The sequence below is a fragment of the Geosporobacter ferrireducens genome (assembly GCF_001750685.1).
In the GTDB taxonomy this organism is placed as follows: domain Bacteria; phylum Bacillota; class Clostridia; order Peptostreptococcales; family Thermotaleaceae; genus Geosporobacter; species Geosporobacter ferrireducens.
This window is the reverse complement of sequence record NZ_CP017269.1, coordinates 3,362,704-3,378,554: the sequence shown is the minus strand read 5'-3', so window position 1 is coordinate 3,378,554 and position 15,851 is coordinate 3,362,704. Positions and strand designations below refer to the sequence as shown.

Below are 15,851 nucleotides of genomic sequence, written 5' to 3'. Positions count from 1 at the left end.
CCTCTCTAATCATAAATTTTTCGAATTCTTGCCTGCAGTATGCCCAGCATACTGATAACACCTACAAAAAGCAGCGCAGAAAGTGCATTTATTTTGGGACTTACGCCTAGTTTGGTCATAGAATATATTTTAATGGATAAAGTATTTACCCCAGAACCTGTAGTAAAAAAGCTAACCATAAAATCATCCAGAGATAAGGTAAAGGCCAGCAAAGCTCCCGTAATTACTCCAGGCATAATTTCCGGCAGGATTACCTTCAAAAATGCTTGCATAGGTGTGGCGCCTAAATCTAAGGCAGCTTCCTCCAGATGCGGGTTTAACTGCTTTAGCTTGGGCAAAACCGCTAGGATGACATAAGGAATATTAAAGGTAATGTGTGCCAGAAGCAATGTGACAAATCCAAGTTTTAGCTGCATCCAAACAAATAGGGCCAGAAGAGATATCCCGATTACAATATCTGGATTTAGCACAGGCAAATAAGTAATATTCATAAAGAATACTTTACTTCTTGGAGACATATTGTGAATCGCAATAGCACTAACCGTACCAATAATGGTGGCAATCAAAGAAGCCAACAGGGCGATGGTAAACGTATTATAGAGTGCAGCAACAATGGTCCGGTCTCTAAACAGCTCTTGATACCAGCGAAAAGTAAAGCCGCTCCAATTGCCCCGATATTTAGAATCATTAAAGGAATATATAATCAACAGAAAAATAGGCAGATACAGGAACAGGTAGAGCAGTGTCACATATATATATTTGAATGCTTTTTTTACCACAACTCTCCCCCCTCTTCCCGGTATCTTCCCATGATGGCCATACAAATCAATATCATGGAAATCATAATAATGGAAATGGAAGAACCAAACTGCCAGTTTCTAGCTACCAGGAACTGGTTTTGGATCAAATTCCCTAACAGGATCGTCTGACCGCCTCCAAGCAAATCAGAAATAATAAAAGTACTCACTGCAGGCATAAAAACCATTATCGTACCCGAAACCACACCGGGTAAGCTTAAAGGAAAAACTACCTTCATAAAAACCTTTAAGGAAGTAGCTCCCAGATCCTCTGCTGCTTCAATCAAACTATGATCCAGCTTAGAAAGTACTGCATAAATCGGCAGCACCATAAAGGGCAAAAAGTTGTATACCATTCCAAGCAGTACAGCACCATTGGTATACAGCAGCTTTAAAGGCTCCTGTATAATCCCGAGAGAGATCAGCAAATGATTGATCACACCCTGATCTCGAAGCAGTACCATCCAAGCATAGGTTCTTAATAGAAAGTTCGTCCATAAAGGCAGTATAAACAGTAGAATCATTAAACTTCTTTTTTTTACATGACTGCGTGCAATAATCAGCGCCATAGGATAGCCTATAAGAAAGCAAATGACTGTGCTCTGTACGGCTAACACCACAGATCGCCAGAGCACATTTAAATAAATCGGTTCTAAAAACCGGTTATAATTGTCCCAAGTAAAGACATAGATGATGTTTCCATAAGGAGACCGGCCGCAAAAGCTGTATATGGCAATAAGCAAAATCGGTATGATACTAAAAATCAAGGCCCATAAGGCATAAGGAATAGCCAACCACTGTTTCCGCATGGCTACACCGCCTTCTTCATGATATGGATGGCATCAGGCAAAATGCTTAAACCTACCGTATCTCCCTTTTTTGCCATATGAATGCTGTGGATCATCCAACCTACACCACTTTCATCTCTGACCATAATCTCATAATGAACACCTTTGAAGACGACAGACTCTACTCTCCCCTGAAGCATCCCGGTCTCCGGTGCTACCACCTGAATATCTTCCGGTCTTACCAATACTTCAACTGATTCATTCTTTCCAAATCCCTTATCTATGCAAGGAAAAACCTGTTCTTCAAACTTTACACGATAATCCTCCAGCATAACGCCATTGAGTATATTTCCTTCTCCAATAAAATCTGCTACAAACTGATTCACCGGTTCATTATAAATATCCTCTGGGGTCCCGATTTGCTGAATCTCTCCATCACTCATAACCACAACCCGATCGGACATCGTAAGCGCCTCTTCTTGATCATGGGTTACATAAATGAAGGTAATTCCCAACTGCTGCTGCATTTTTTTCAATTCCAATTGCATCTCTTTTCTCAGTTTCAAGTCTAATGCACCCAACGGCTCATCCAGCAGGAGAACCTTTGGCTCACAGATTAAAGCTCTTGCGATGGCAATACGCTGCTGCTGCCCTCCGCTTAGGGAATGTATCTTACGTTTTTCGAATCCTTCCAGATTAACTAACTGCAGCATATAGGCAACCTTCTTTTCGATTTCCTTTTGTGCTACTTTTTTTATATTCAGCCCAAAGGCAATATTGTCGTATACGTTTAAATGGGGAAATAATGCATACTTTTGAAATACTGTATTCAACTGCCGTTGATAAGGTGGAAAATCATTGATTCTCCGGCCTTCAAAATAAAGTTCTCCGTTTGTAGGCTGCTCGAATCCTCCGATAATTCTCAGCGTTGTCGTTTTGCCGCAGCCGCTGGGGCCCAGCAGCGTTACAAATTCCTTCGGCTTAATGCTAAGGCTGATATTTCTTAAAGCATCTTTCTCTGCAAATTTCTTAGACACATCCTTTAATTCAATAATATATGCCTCCATTCTATCCCTCCTCCTGATGTTCCTATAGACTAGCTACCCATTCCCTTGTTTTTTATGCAAAGAAGCATACAAAATTATTTAGTTTTAGTAAACTTAAAGTTTACTAAAACTAAATTCAATTAATTATATTTTTTTTGTGCGTTTTTGTCAATATTTACCCTGCAAACAAAAAACTTTTTTAAGATCGTGTTTAATGATCCTTTTCTGTGGTATTAATAAAATAAGAAGGACATCCTTCTTAGAATAGTATCCGGTAATTCCCTAGCAGCCAGATCCAGTAAAGCTAGAAAAAAGAAGAAAACCGATAATATCTCCAAAGAAAAGAAAGTCCGTATTCAAAAGATTGTACAAAGAAGGAAGGTTGTGAAAGATTGATAAAAGATAGTCCACCAAAGTTCTTAGAAGGCTGCTACAGTTACTTCCGATTCTATTCATCATAAAAACGAGTCACCGTAGATTTATCTAAGTGACTCGTTTTTATTTTATAAATCGGCTAATTCAGTTTTTTCCCGTATGTAATCTGCCAGAATTCTTTCTACACTACCTACAAAGCTATTAGCCGCACCCCAATCAAAATTGATAAACATTCCTTCTGAACTTCCAGTGGAAATCACTCGTAATCCCGTCTCTCCTTTAAAGTCTTCCAAGATTATTATCAATGCTACGCGATTCTTCACCCGCATAAAGTATTTTTCAAATACTAAGGTAGTAATAGACTGATCTCCTACCTGATGGGATTCTTGATGCACTAAACTGGCATCTAATTGATCCACGATCATATCCGCTGCCTGCTTGGGTGACAGACTGACTTTCATAGCAACTCTGCTCATTTTTAATACCCCTTTCTTTATAAACAAACTACAATTTTGTAAAATAGGCCAATGTGATATAGGTGTAGTAGTAAGGAAGCACCAATAGACCATATAAGAAAATATCTACGATTGCAAAAAAGGCATAGCTGGAAAAAAAGTGCGGTTTTCCTTTTTTGGTCATGTAATTCATCACGCAATAGAATGCAATAACCGTTGTTAAAAGAAACAAAATTCCAAATACAAAAGGATTTTTGATAAACGCAGGCAATACATCACCCAAGTTTTCGTTATTAAAGATTGCGCTATAGGTAAAGGACAGCTTTGCCAAGGTATGGATCCCCACAGCTCCATAGAGTACCTTCATCGTATTTTGTTCCATCCAGCTTAATTTTACCATTGATCCAATAAACATGAGAATCATAATCGGTACAAAGGTATACATCAATGGAATGGTTGCAATGTACGTAATCGGTACTAATCCCAGAGTCGTATCCATAAAAAGCCTCATCCATTGATCTCCTCTCAGGTTGCCGGCAGCTTCCATTATTTGCGGACTATTTCCAGCAAGCATGATACGTTTTTTATTTCCTACGATGTCAATCCACTGCAAATAATAGTTTTCTCCAACCTGAAACCATTGGGGGCTTACTGACAATCCATCGGTTTTTGATAGTAGCTTTTTGTCAATAATCTCTCCATCTCTAAAGGTAAACTCCACGAGATTATTCATCTTTTTATTGTTTCCTTTTGTAGTTTCTGTTGTTGCAATAAAAGTAAGGTCTTTCCTGTTTTGATGAAGAATAACGGGATTTGGGGCATAACCGTTGATTGCCATGATACCTCTTTCTACACCTTCAGGTCTGTTTACGGGAAATTGAAAATATTCTACCGTACTGCTCCCAAATTTAGCGTCTGTACTTACAGCTATAATATACAAATCATTTTCTACGCTGCCGATATCAATATGTCCTAGGGATATGCTTGTATTGCTGGTGATATTTCCAATTTCTTGAGATTTTAGAGAACCCTCCAATGGGTTATAGAGGGCGTATCTCATGACTTTGCTGCTATCGGCTTTTTTTTCTACAAAAGCAATATGATAAAGATTGTCTGCTTTTAGCACTTCCAGCTTTTCAATAAATAGGCCTTCCATAGCCCGATGGACTTCCCCTCCGTCAGTCCACTGCAGTCCCTGCTCTCCAGCGAAAAATACCAGGTTTTCTGCTACGGCCATATCCCGTACTTCTTCACCCATTACCTTTCTTCGGATTACCTGGCCGGTTTTCCAATCCACCACATAGCCCTGCAAAGTCTTATTCTCCAGACTGTATAAGTAAATGTTCTCTTGATCCCTCCACGCTTTCAACTTAAAAGTTTCCGGGACCTCCGGCTCCAGATCCCTTACAGCAATCATTTTGCCGCCATAATCCATCTGTAAGGTATAAAGCCTTTCTCCTTCATGATAGATCGTTAAAAATCCATTTTCCTCGGGCAGATGTACGGTTGCAACATTTCTGCTGTTCATAATTTGCGATACATTGACTGCATTAAACTCTTTGACAAATTGTTCCCTACTCCATTTTTCTGATGGAAGTTTGACTTCGTCCATATAAAGCACTGAGAAAAACAAAAAGTACAATGCAAAAAAGGAAATCAATAAAACAAACTTCCAATCCCTTATTTTTACCAGCATTTTAATCCCCCCTGGGATATCCCCTTTAGATTCTGAAAATTTCCATAATACGATTATATAGTAAAAGCGGCACCCCATGTTGTGGATAATTCTTTAACTTTTTGTAATGAGTACCTATAAGATTGATAATCATCACATTATTTCGTGATACATGTCACAGAGTATATATCTGAAATCAATTAAAATAGTATTGTACTTAAGATTTCGAGAAAACATAAAAAATTTCAATATATTATAAGGAGGATGTCCAATGTTTTTCAAAAAGAATGAAAAAAGTGAACCCAATCCAATGTTTTGTTATCAATGTGAGCAAACACCTGAAAACGGTTGTGTGAAGTTCGGTGTCTGCGGAAAAAATCCTGATATTGCAAGTTTACAGGATACTATTATTTTCGGTTTAAAGGGTGTCGCAGCTTACGCTACCCACGCAAAAGAGTTAGGCATGAGAGATCCGGAAGTAGACGAGATCATGCATGAAGCCCTCTACACAACACTAACAAATTCAAATTTCAACCTGTCAGAGCATATTGGCATGGCAATGAAAGTTGGTCAGGCTACTGTAAAAGTAATGGATCTGCTGGATCGTGCACATACTTCAAGATTAGGTGTTCCACAACCGGTAAAGGTATCGCAAGATAAAGTGGAAGGGCATGCAATCTTAGTAACTGGACATAACCTGTATGCCTTAGAAGAATTGTTGAAGCAAACAGAGGGAAAAGGTATTAATGTTTATACTCACTCTGAAATGCTTCCAGCGCATGGATACCCTGAGCTAAAAAAATACACCCATCTAAAAGGCAATGTCGGTAAAGCATGGTTTGATCAAAGACAGCTCTTCGAACAATTCCCCGGAGCAATCCTTGGAACAACCAACTGTCTAATGCCTATTAAAGGTAATTATTCTGATAGAATGTGGACTTATGGCACTGCTGGTTTAGAAGGCGTAGCTAAAATTGAAAACAATGACTTTACACCGATTATCGAGAAAACTCTCGCATTACCAAAAGCAAATATCGAATCCGATAAAACATTGACAACCGGTTTCCATCACAATACAGTATTAAGTATTGCTCCAGAAATCATTGATGCAGTAAAGAGCGGCAAAATTACCCGTTTCTTCGTTGTAGCCGGCTGTGATGCTCCTACAAAAGGAAGAGACTATTACAGAGAATTAGTGCAGGCATTGCCGGCAGGTGCGGTATTATTAACAACTTCCTGTGGTAAGTTCAGATTTAATGACTTAGATCTTGGCACCGTACCTGGTACAGATATTCCAAGATACATCGACCTTGGCCAATGTAATAACTCCGGTTCTGCAGTTAAGATTGCCCTTGCATTGGCAGAGGCTTTCGAATGCGGGGTAAATGATCTTCCATTATCTATCGTATTATCCTGGTTCGAGCAAAAAGCTGTAGCGATTTTATTAGGATTGTTCAGCTTAGGCGTAAAAAATATTTACGTTGGGCCAAGTGCACCGAAATTTGTTAGCCCCGGCGTATTAAAAGTACTGCAAGATACCTTTAATTTACAGCTAATCAGCGGAAACCCACAAGAAGACTTAAAGGTAATGTTAGGATAATATCATTAAAAGAGATTTGCGGATATTCGCAAATCTCTTTTTTAATAATATACCTCATAGAGAAACAATCCCTGGGCAGGTGCCGTTACCCCTGCCTTTTCCCGTATCCTGCCTTCCAGAATAATAGGAATTTCTTCTGCTTTTCTTTTTCCCTGCCCTATCTCTATCAGCGTTCCTGTAATAATCCGAACCATATTATGCAAAAATCCATTTCCATGAAAGAAAATATCTATTCGTTCTCTTTCTTTAATGATTTCTATAGCATAAATCTCCCTCTCTGTAGATTTTTTCTTAGATTTCATAGAAGAAAAGGCTTGAAAATCATGATTTCCAATAAAATAGGAGGATGCCTTGCGCATCTTTTCTATACTGAGCGGTCCTGGTACATGATAAGAATATTTTCGGTAAAAAGCTGTAGGTATATTGCTGTTCCAAATTCGGTACATATACTTCTTACTGGTGGCATTATAGCGGGCATGAAACCGTTCCTCAGCCTCCTGTACTCTTTTTACTACGATATCCTGGGGAAGATATTGATTGCAATAATCCAGGATCTCCCTTGTGTTTAAAGCGCTGCGGGTATGAAAGTTAGCCACTTGCCCTAAGGCATGAACTCCTGCATCGGTTCTTCCCGAACCAATGATTTCGATCTTTTCCTCCGACATGAGGCTCAGTACATTTTCCAGCTTATGCTGAATGGTATTTTCTGTGTTTCCCAATCTCTGCCAACCATTATATTTTGTACCATCATATTCTATAAGCAATCGTATATTTCTCATTCTTATCCTATTGTCTCCTTCCTCCCGGTTATAAATCCCTATTGAGGCATTCATGCTTTCTTTAGAAAAGTTCCATGAGTGCTTCAGAGCTTATTACCGTAGCAAAACCATTATCCAGTATAGACTGGGTCATTTTCTGAATCTCTTCCCGCGGTATCACATCTCCATTCTTTTCAACGATGTCAAATGTAGCCGTACAATCTGAAATAAAATAGTTTCGATAACCCAGAGCATGGGCCTCTCTGGTAGTCGTATCGCAGCAATGCTCTGTTCGCATGCCTGTAAGAATCAGATTTTCAATTCCTTTTTCCCGCAGCATCTCATGCAGGTTTGTGTTAAAAAAAGCACCGGGTGTATGCTTCGTGATTACGGTTTCTTCCGGCAGCGGCTTGATCTCTTCCATAATTTCCGTACCTTCTGTTCCCTCTTGAAAAAAAATGCTTCTTGAGCTGTGACTAATATGCCTAATATAAACGACTTTTACTTTGCGGCTTCTACAAAAATGAATTAGAGTTTTTAGCTTAAACAGCAAAGAAGCAGGGGGTACTTGGGGCAGCTTGAGCTTCCAATAATCCCACTGTACATCGATTACTAAGAGCGCCGTCTTTTCAGGTACTAATTTCATCATGTCATTCCCTCCCAATCATTTTTGCGTTATGCAGTATGAGTATAGTTTATACTATTTATACCCATTTGTAGGATAAAATAGACTATATCATTCATTTCTATACATCAATGAATTTTCCTCCTATATTTATATAATTTTCACACGGGTAAAAGACGCTGCATAAACGGGCGCACACTGTTCTCCCGATATGCTTTGCTCCATATAACTATTATTCGAACAGTATTATATCTAAGGCATTATAAAATTCAAAATCTATATTATGCGTCAAAGGCAGTTCTTTATCTCTCCGAAACTTGATTACATGGGATTTCATTCCTTCACCGTATATACCATCTATACGACCAGGGTAATAGCCGATCCGCTTCATACGCTTCTGTACTTCAAAAACATCAGAACCGCGATCTCCGGGACTTAAGACGCGAAAACCATTGCCAAATGGTCCAAAAACTCCACCCCAAATAACTACAGAATCTCCAACTTTAACATACTTATATAAATCTTCAACATCCTTATTCCGCATTCTTATACACCCGTGAGAAGCATCTTGTCCTATGGAATGTGGTTTATTGGTGCCATGTATCCCATATTTACCCCATGGCACATTTAAGCCCATCCACCTTGTTCCGAATCCCTTTCCCCATTTGGATTTTCCTATAACCATCCAGCTTCCAATAGGTGATGGAGTTCCTTTTTTCCCACTGGCAATAGGATATTTTTTTAAAATACTGTTGTCATCTAGGTTAATTAGCTCTAATATGTTGGAATTTACATCAACGAAAATTACTAAATTAGGATAGTCTGGGTTTTCTTTCATTACTTTTTCTTCCCAGCTTACATATTCGTTCTTCCTAGAAATCTTTATTGGAATATCAAACTCCATCCTACTGACTGTATAAGAAAAAAGACTTCCAGCAAGAAATATAACTACAATGAGTATAGTATAGGCAACTGTACGCAATAACTTTTTTCCCAAAATAATACCCCCTCCACATCACTATAATTATATGTTCGAGAAGAAATCTTCCATTCCATAAATCAGAGCTATTTTTTGGCGGTAATATACAATTTACCTAAAGTAACTGCTTGCAATAAAATGAAGAAGATGCAGCCAAAAAGGCTACATCTTCTTTATTTGCTCCGCAATCAAATTTCCCATCTCTTTTGTTCCAACCAGCTTCATGTCCTTTTCCATGATATCCTTTGTCCGGTAACCGTCTTCCAATACATTGGCAACTGCCTGCTCAATCATCACAGCTTCTGCTTCCATCTCAAAGGAATATCTAAACATCATAGCAGCCGACAGAATGGTAGCAATCGGGTTGGCAATATCCTGTCCTGCAATGTCCGGTGCTGAGCCGTGGATCGGCTCGTACATTCCCAGCTTTCCGCTGCTTAGGCTGGCAGAAGGAAGCATTCCCAGAGATCCTGTTAACATAGAGGCCTCATCACTCAATATATCTCCAAACATGTTGCTGGTGACCATCACATCAAATTGATGGGGATTTCGGATCAGCTGCATGGCACAATTATCTACATACATATGCTGCAGCTCTATTTCCGGATATTCCTTTGCTACTCTCTCTGCCACCTCTCTCCACAGGCGGGAGGTTTCTAAAACATTGGCTTTATCAATAGAGGTGAGTTTTTTCTTCCTCTTTTTCGCGATTTCAAATCCTATTCTTACAATCCGTTCTATTTCATCCTCCGAATAAGTTTCGATGTCATAGGCACTTCTCGTTTCCTCAACTCTTCCTCTCTCCCCAAAGTAAATACCTCCGGTTAACTCCCGCACTACCATGATATCAATACCAGCCCCTATAATCTCTTCCTTTAGGGTGGAGGCTGATTTCAACTGCGGAAACAATATAGCAGGTCTTAGGTTTGCAAACAACGTCATTTCCTTTCTTAGCCCCAGCAGTCCTCTTTCCGGCCGCAGATGTCCAGGAAGTGTGTCCCATTTTGGCCCCCCTACTGCACCTAGCAGTACTGCATCACTTTCTTTACAGCCTTTGAGTGTATCTTCCGGTAAAGGTGTTCCTGTATGATCAATGGCACTGCCGCCTACCAAATAGGTATTGAATTCAAGTGAAATTTGCTTTTTCTCTCCTATGGCATGAATCACCTTCACCGCTTCTTCTATAATGTCCGGTCCAATTCCGTCACCGGGTATTAATGCAATCTTCATTCCTGTGCCCTCCCTTTTTTCACATAGTTGATCAGTCCTCCCGCTACAATGAGTTCCTGCATGAATTCAGGGAAGGGAGCAGCTTTATAGCTTTCTCCGGTAGTATGATTGATAATATTGCCGCTGCCTAAATCTACTTCTACTTGTTGTCCTTTTTCAATAGCCTTTGCAGCTTCTTCACATTCTAATATCGGTAAGCCGATATTAATGGCATTGCGGTAAAAAATTCGGGCAAAGCTGACAGCGATAATACAGCTAATCCCTGATGCTTTAATGGCAATCGGTGCATGTTCTCTGGAAGATCCACAGCCAAAGTTGCGCCCTGAGATCATCACATCTCCTGTTTCAACACGCTCTACAAAACTAGCATCAATGTCTTCCATGCAATGTTTAGCTAACTCCATTGGATTAGAGGTATTGAGGTATCTTGCCGGAATAATTACATCGGTATCTACATTATCTCCATATTTGATGACCTTTCCCTTTAACATCCCATTACCTCCTTTGGTGATGATATTTTTCCCGTAATGGCAGATGCGGCAGCCACCGCAGGACTAGCCAGATATACTTCGCTTTCCGGGTGTCCCATTCTTCCCACAAAATTTCTATTAGTAGTAGCTACAGCTCTTTCGCCTTTTGCTAAAATCCCCATATGTCCTCCCAAGCAAGGCCCACAGGTAGGTGTACTCACCACCGCACCGGCTTCTATAAATATTTTCAGCAATCCTTCTTCCATCGCCTGCAGGTAGATTTTTTGGGTTGCAGGGAAGATAATGGCTCTTACATTGGGATGTACTTGCTTCCCTTCAAAAATTTTTGCTGCAGCACGCATATCTTCAATACGACCGTTGGTACAGGAACCGATCACTACCTGATCTATAGTCACTTCTCCCACTGTATCAATGGATCTGGTATTCTCCGGCAGATGGGGAAATGCAACCGTAGGCTGGATCTCTGATAGGTCAATATGATAGACTTCGCTGTAAACTGCATCCGAGTCCGCATGATATACCTTGTAGGGCTTGGTAGAATGTTCTTTTACATATTGCAATGTAATCTCATCTACTTCAAAAATCCCGTTTTTAGCCCCTGCCTCAATGGCCATATTGGCCATGGCAAACCGGTCGTCTATAGAGAGGGCCGCTACCCCTGCTCCCGTAAATTCCATAGATTTATATAATGCACCTTCTACGCCGATTTTCCCTATGATATGCAAAATCACATCCTTGCCGCTTACCCATTCTCCTAAAGTTCCTGTCAATTCGAACTTAATCGCCTCTGGGATCTTAAACCATGCTTTCCCTGTAGCCATGCCTGCTGCCATGTCTGTGCTGCCAATGCCTGTAGAAAACGCACCCAGTGCCCCATAGGTACAAGTATGAGAATCTGCACCGATGACTACATCTCCCGGCACGACTAATCCCTTCTCTGGAAGCAACGCATGCTCAATACCCATCTGTCCGATCTCAAAGTAATGCTTGATATCATATTTCTTTGCAAACTCACGCAACCTTTTAGCCAGTTCTGCTGATTTTATATCTTTATTTGGTGTAAAATGATCCGGTACTAGAGCGATCTTTTCCTTATGAAATACGTCTTTGCATCCAACCCGGTTAAATTCCTCAATCGCTACCGGTCCTGTGATGTCATTTCCCAATACCATATCTAAATCTGCTTGAATCAGCTGTCCTGCCTTTACTTCCTGCAAGCCTGCATGGGCAGCTAATATTTTCTGCGTCATTGTCATACCCATATCCTATTCCCCCTTATCTTCCTGCTCTGTATAGATCATCTTATTAATCGCATTGATATAAGCCTTGGCACTGGCCTCAATGATATCGGTGCTAATACCTCTTCCCAGATATAAAGTGCCGTTTTTCCGTATTCTCACCGTTACTTCCCCCAATGCATCCTTTCCGCTGGTAACCGCCTTTAGGAAGTACTCTGCTAAAATGATTTCCATGCCTACCGCTTTTTCTATTGCCTTAAAGGTCGCATCGACAGGTCCATCTCCCGTAGAAGCTTCTTCAATCAATGCATCATGTTTTTGCAGCTTAACCGTTGAAGTAGAAACGGTCTTATTCCCGCTAGATATGTGGAAGTATTCCATCACATAGGTTTCCGGAATCTCTGTGATTTTTTCAGAGAGGAGTGCTTCTAAATCCTGATCGGATACTGTTTTTTTCTTATCTGCTAAATCCTTAAACTTTACAAAACACGCTTCAATCTCCTCTTTGTTCAAAGAGAACCCAAGCTCCTTCAGCCGTTCTTCAAAAGCATGCCGTCCTGAATGTTTACCTAATACCATCTGATTTTCCTTCAGTCCTACAGACTCAGGGGTCATAATCTCATAGGTGGTTCTTTCATTCAGTACCCCATGCTGGTGGATACCTGATTCGTGAGCAAAAGCATTATCTCCTACGATAGCTTTGTTGGGCTGTACAGAGACACCTGTCAGTTTGCTGACTAAAGTACTGGTTCGATGTATTTGTTCGGTGATGACACCTGTAGCTCCACTAAACCAATCTTTCCTTGTATGCAGCGCCATCACGATTTCTTCTAATGCAGCATTGCCAGCCCGCTCTCCCAAGCCGTTGATGGTACACTCCAGCTGCTGTGCCCCATTTTCTAAGGCTGCTAAAGTATTGGCTACCGCCATTCCCAGGTCATTATGGCAGTGTACACTCACAATGGCTTGATCAATATTGCTGACATTTTCTTTAATATTCTTGATTAATCTACCAAATTCAATGGGTGTAGCGTAGCCTACCGTATCTGGTATATTGATCACCCTAGCCCCTGCAGCAATAACCCCTTCAAAAACTTGATATAAGAAAGCGGGGTCACTTCGAAATGCATCTTCTGCTGAAAATTCAATGTCTTCGCATAAACTTCGCGCATATTTTACCATTTCTACAGCTCGCTTCAAAACTTCTTCTCTAGACATCCGCAGTTTGTGCTGCATGTGAATCTCAGAGGTTGCAATAAAGGTATGAATTCTAGGTTTTTTAGCATACTGCAGTGCTTCCCAGGCCCGATCAATATCCTTTTTCTCTGCTCTGGCCAAACCGGCAATTACAGGCCCTTCTATTTTCTGTGCGATCGCCTTTACTGCTTCAAAGTCTCCTTTAGACGCAATGGGAAATCCTGCTTCAATCACATCTACATTTAATTTCGCCAGCTGTGATGCGATCTGAAGCTTTTCTTGGATATTTAGGCTAACCCCTGGTGATTGTTCTCCATCCCGCAACGTCGTATCAAATATATGAATTCTTCCTGCCATCATTATCCCTCCAATTTACTTGAATCTTCCGAACTGCCGTTATGCTGTCTGCCTGTTTTGCTGCCTCTATCAATGCCAATAGCTCCCGTCCGAACCATTTCTTTGATTCCGAAGGGTCTCAGCAATTCTTCTAATGCTGAGATTTTTTCGCTGTCTCCCGTAATTTCGATAGTGATGGAAGTTTTGCTCAAATCCACTACCTTTGCACGGAAAATATTAATGATTTGGATAATCTCATTTCGATCAGCAGGTCCTGCATTTACCTTAATCAGCGCAAGTTCCCGCATTACTGAATCTTTAGATATATCGAATACCTTAATCACATCTATCAACTTGTTTAGCTGCTTTGTAACCTGTTCAACCACTGCATCATCTCCATCTACCATGATAGTCATTCGAGAGATGCTCGGGTCTTCCGTAGTACTCACTGCCAAGCTCTCTATATTAAATCCCCGGCGGCTGAAAAGTCCAGATACTCTGGATAATACACCGGGATGGTTTTCAACTAATACAGATATGGTATGTCTCATCACACACTTCTCCTTTCATCAGCTATTTGCTACAAGGTATTACATTGTCATGGACATCGATAGCAAGTTCTATTAAGATTGAAGTTTTACTCTCCAACAGCTGGCGCAGCCCATCCGCTACACCCTCTGGATGCTCTACCTTTATGGAAGGAATTCCATAAGCGTTCACTAGTTTGCCAAAGTCAGGATTACCCTTTAAATATACTTGGTAATACCTTGATTCGCAGTAATGCTGCTGCAATTCCCGAACCATGCCAAGGGCGTTATTATTAAACAGCACGATCTTTACGGGAATATCCTCTTGCATCAATACGGCCAACTCTTGGACACTCATCTGGAAGCTTCCATCCCCTGTCAGAAGAATGATCTCTTTTTCCCGGTCTCCTATCTTAGCCCCAATAGCTGCCGGCAACCCATATCCCATGGTCCCTAGTCCGCCGGAACTAATGAAGGACCTTGGCCGTTCAACCCGATAGTGGCTGCCTGCCCACATCTGGTGCTGCCCTACATCGGTTACCAATATGGTTTTTTGTGGATCTACCATGCCTGAAAGTTTGCGGAGAATGTCTCTTGGATTTAAAGAAGGTTCTTCTGTATAGGGGTATGCCAAGTTTTTCTTCCATTGAGCTACCTGATTTGCCCAGTCATTTTCCATGCGTGTCGGTTGATGTTTAATCAACTGGCCTAAAGTATGTTTGATGTCTCCTACAATAGGAATTTTGGTAGATACATTCTTTCCAATTTCTGCAGGATCCACATCAATGTGAATAATCTTCGCTCTAGCAGCAAAATGCTCCACATTTCCTGTAGCACGGTCTCCCAAGCGGGCACCTAGAATAATCAACAGATCTGACTGACTAACTGCCTTATTAGCTGCAGCACTGCCATGCTGTCCCACCATACCTGCATATAAAAAATGCTTCTCCGGAAAGGCACCCTTCCCCATTAATGTATTTACAACCGGCGCTTGAATCATCTCTGCCAATGTCAAAACCTCTTCGCAAGCATTTGCAGAGATGACACCTCCACCCACACAAATCATCGGTTTCGTACAATCCCCAATCGCTTGCACTACTTTTTTAATCTGAAGGGGGTGACCGGCAATGGTCGGCTTATAGCCCCGTAATTCTACTTTTGACGGATATTTGTAATGCATCTGCTGTTGGGCTACATCTTTTGGTATATCAATCAGCACGGGGCCCGGCCTACCACTTCTGGCGATATAAAAAGCCTCTGCCATAATCCGCGGAATTTCTTCCGCATCCTTTACCAAATAGCTATGCTTGCAGAAGGGTTCTATCGCTCCGGTGATATCTACTTCTTGAAAAACGTCTCTTCCAATCATCTGTAATGACACCTGACCTGTAATGGCTACAATAGGTATTGAGTCCATGTAGGCCGTGGCGATTCCTGTAATTAAATTTGTAGCACCTGGACCTGATGTAGCAATACAAACCCCTACTTTGCCTGTAACTCTTGCGTATCCACTGGCATTATGGGCAGCACCCTGCTCATTTCTTACCAGCACATGATGAATTCCCGATGCAATCAGACTGTCATATACAGGGAGGATGGCACCTCCCGGATATCCAAAAACTACTTCAACCTTGTTTTCTTTTAGACATTCCACTACTGCCTGTGCTCCTGTTATTTTCATAAAACTCTACCTCCCTTTTAAGAACAGTAAAATGGGTATAAAAAAACTCCTTC

15 protein-coding genes are annotated in these 15,851 nt (G+C 41.0%); 1 reads left to right on the top strand and 14 read right to left on the bottom strand.

Features of this window, described 5'->3' with window-relative positions; genetic code table 11:
- Positions 1 to 5: 5 nt before the first annotated feature.
- The 5 genes from Gferi_RS15795 to Gferi_RS15775 form a co-directional block, all read right to left on the bottom strand.
- Entirely contained in the window at positions 6 to 779 is a 774-nt protein-coding gene (locus Gferi_RS15795; RefSeq protein WP_069978150.1) for an ABC transporter permease, read from the bottom strand.
- Positions 773 to 1,606 (bottom strand): ABC transporter permease, encoded by an 834-nt coding sequence (locus tag Gferi_RS15790; protein WP_069978147.1) that lies wholly within the window; start codon positions 1,604 to 1,606, stop codon positions 773 to 775. The genes Gferi_RS15795 and Gferi_RS15790 overlap by 7 nt, the downstream gene beginning before the upstream one ends.
- 2 nt (positions 1,607 to 1,608) lie before the next feature.
- Positions 1,609 to 2,652 carry a spermidine/putrescine ABC transporter ATP-binding protein gene (potA, locus tag Gferi_RS15785; protein WP_069978145.1) on the bottom strand — a complete coding sequence of 348 codons (1,044 nt, stop codon included), beginning with the start codon at positions 2,650 to 2,652 and terminating at the stop codon, positions 1,609 to 1,611.
- Positions 2,653 to 3,134: 482 nt separating this feature from the next.
- Complete coding sequence (locus Gferi_RS15780; protein WP_069978143.1) at positions 3,135 to 3,482, bottom strand: DUF6054 family protein; 348 nt, start codon at positions 3,480 to 3,482, stop codon at positions 3,135 to 3,137.
- 28 nt (positions 3,483 to 3,510) lie between these two features.
- The gene (locus Gferi_RS15775) at positions 3,511 to 5,157 is read right to left on the bottom strand and encodes an MFS transporter (protein ID WP_069978141.1); all 1,647 of its coding nucleotides are present in this window, start codon (positions 5,155 to 5,157) and stop codon (positions 3,511 to 3,513) included.
- A 250-nt stretch (positions 5,158 to 5,407) separates the two neighbouring features.
- Between Gferi_RS15775 and hcp the strand changes: the two genes are divergently transcribed.
- Positions 5,408 to 6,736, top strand: a complete 1,329-nt coding sequence (hcp, locus tag Gferi_RS15770; RefSeq protein ID WP_069978140.1) for a hydroxylamine reductase — start codon at positions 5,408 to 5,410, stop codon at positions 6,734 to 6,736.
- A gap of 41 nt (positions 6,737 to 6,777) precedes the next feature.
- Here the strand turns inward: hcp and truA are convergent, their stop codons facing one another.
- From truA to ilvB, 9 genes are all read right to left on the bottom strand, one after another.
- Positions 6,778 to 7,515 carry a tRNA pseudouridine(38-40) synthase TruA gene (gene truA, locus Gferi_RS15765; protein WP_069978139.1) on the bottom strand — a complete coding sequence of 246 codons (738 nt, stop codon included), beginning with the start codon at positions 7,513 to 7,515 and terminating at the stop codon, positions 6,778 to 6,780.
- Positions 7,516 to 7,576: 61 nt separating this feature from the next.
- Complete coding sequence (locus tag Gferi_RS15760; RefSeq protein WP_083273597.1) at positions 7,577 to 8,143, bottom strand: cysteine hydrolase family protein; 567 nt, start codon at positions 8,141 to 8,143, stop codon at positions 7,577 to 7,579.
- 208 nt (positions 8,144 to 8,351) lie between these two features.
- Positions 8,352 to 9,116: a L,D-transpeptidase family protein gene (locus tag Gferi_RS15755; RefSeq protein WP_236932611.1), complete on the bottom strand. Its 765-nt coding sequence runs from the start codon at positions 9,114 to 9,116 to the stop codon at positions 8,352 to 8,354.
- A gap of 144 nt (positions 9,117 to 9,260) precedes the next feature.
- Positions 9,261 to 10,328 carry a 3-isopropylmalate dehydrogenase gene (gene leuB / locus Gferi_RS15750; protein ID WP_069978135.1) on the bottom strand — a complete coding sequence of 356 codons (1,068 nt, stop codon included), beginning with the start codon at positions 10,326 to 10,328 and terminating at the stop codon, positions 9,261 to 9,263.
- Positions 10,325 to 10,819, bottom strand: a complete 495-nt coding sequence (gene leuD / locus Gferi_RS15745; RefSeq protein WP_069978133.1) for a 3-isopropylmalate dehydratase small subunit — start codon at positions 10,817 to 10,819, stop codon at positions 10,325 to 10,327. The genes leuB and leuD overlap by 4 nt, the downstream gene beginning before the upstream one ends.
- The gene (leuC, locus tag Gferi_RS15740) at positions 10,813 to 12,081 is read right to left on the bottom strand and encodes a 3-isopropylmalate dehydratase large subunit (protein ID WP_069978131.1); all 1,269 of its coding nucleotides are present in this window, start codon (positions 12,079 to 12,081) and stop codon (positions 10,813 to 10,815) included. Before leuC ends, leuD begins: the two co-directional genes overlap by 7 nt.
- 3 nt (positions 12,082 to 12,084) lie before the next feature.
- Entirely contained in the window at positions 12,085 to 13,614 is a 1,530-nt protein-coding gene (locus Gferi_RS15735; RefSeq protein ID WP_330389326.1) for a 2-isopropylmalate synthase, read from the bottom strand.
- Complete coding sequence (gene ilvN / locus Gferi_RS15730) at positions 13,614 to 14,141, bottom strand: acetolactate synthase small subunit (RefSeq protein ID WP_069978127.1); 528 nt, start codon at positions 14,139 to 14,141, stop codon at positions 13,614 to 13,616. The genes Gferi_RS15735 and ilvN overlap by 1 nt, the downstream gene beginning before the upstream one ends.
- A 22-nt stretch (positions 14,142 to 14,163) precedes the next feature.
- On the bottom strand, positions 14,164 to 15,798 hold the full coding sequence (gene ilvB / locus Gferi_RS15725; RefSeq protein WP_069978125.1) for a biosynthetic-type acetolactate synthase large subunit: 1,635 nt from the start codon (positions 15,796 to 15,798) through the stop codon (positions 14,164 to 14,166).
- Between the last annotated feature and the right edge of the window lie 53 nt (positions 15,799 to 15,851).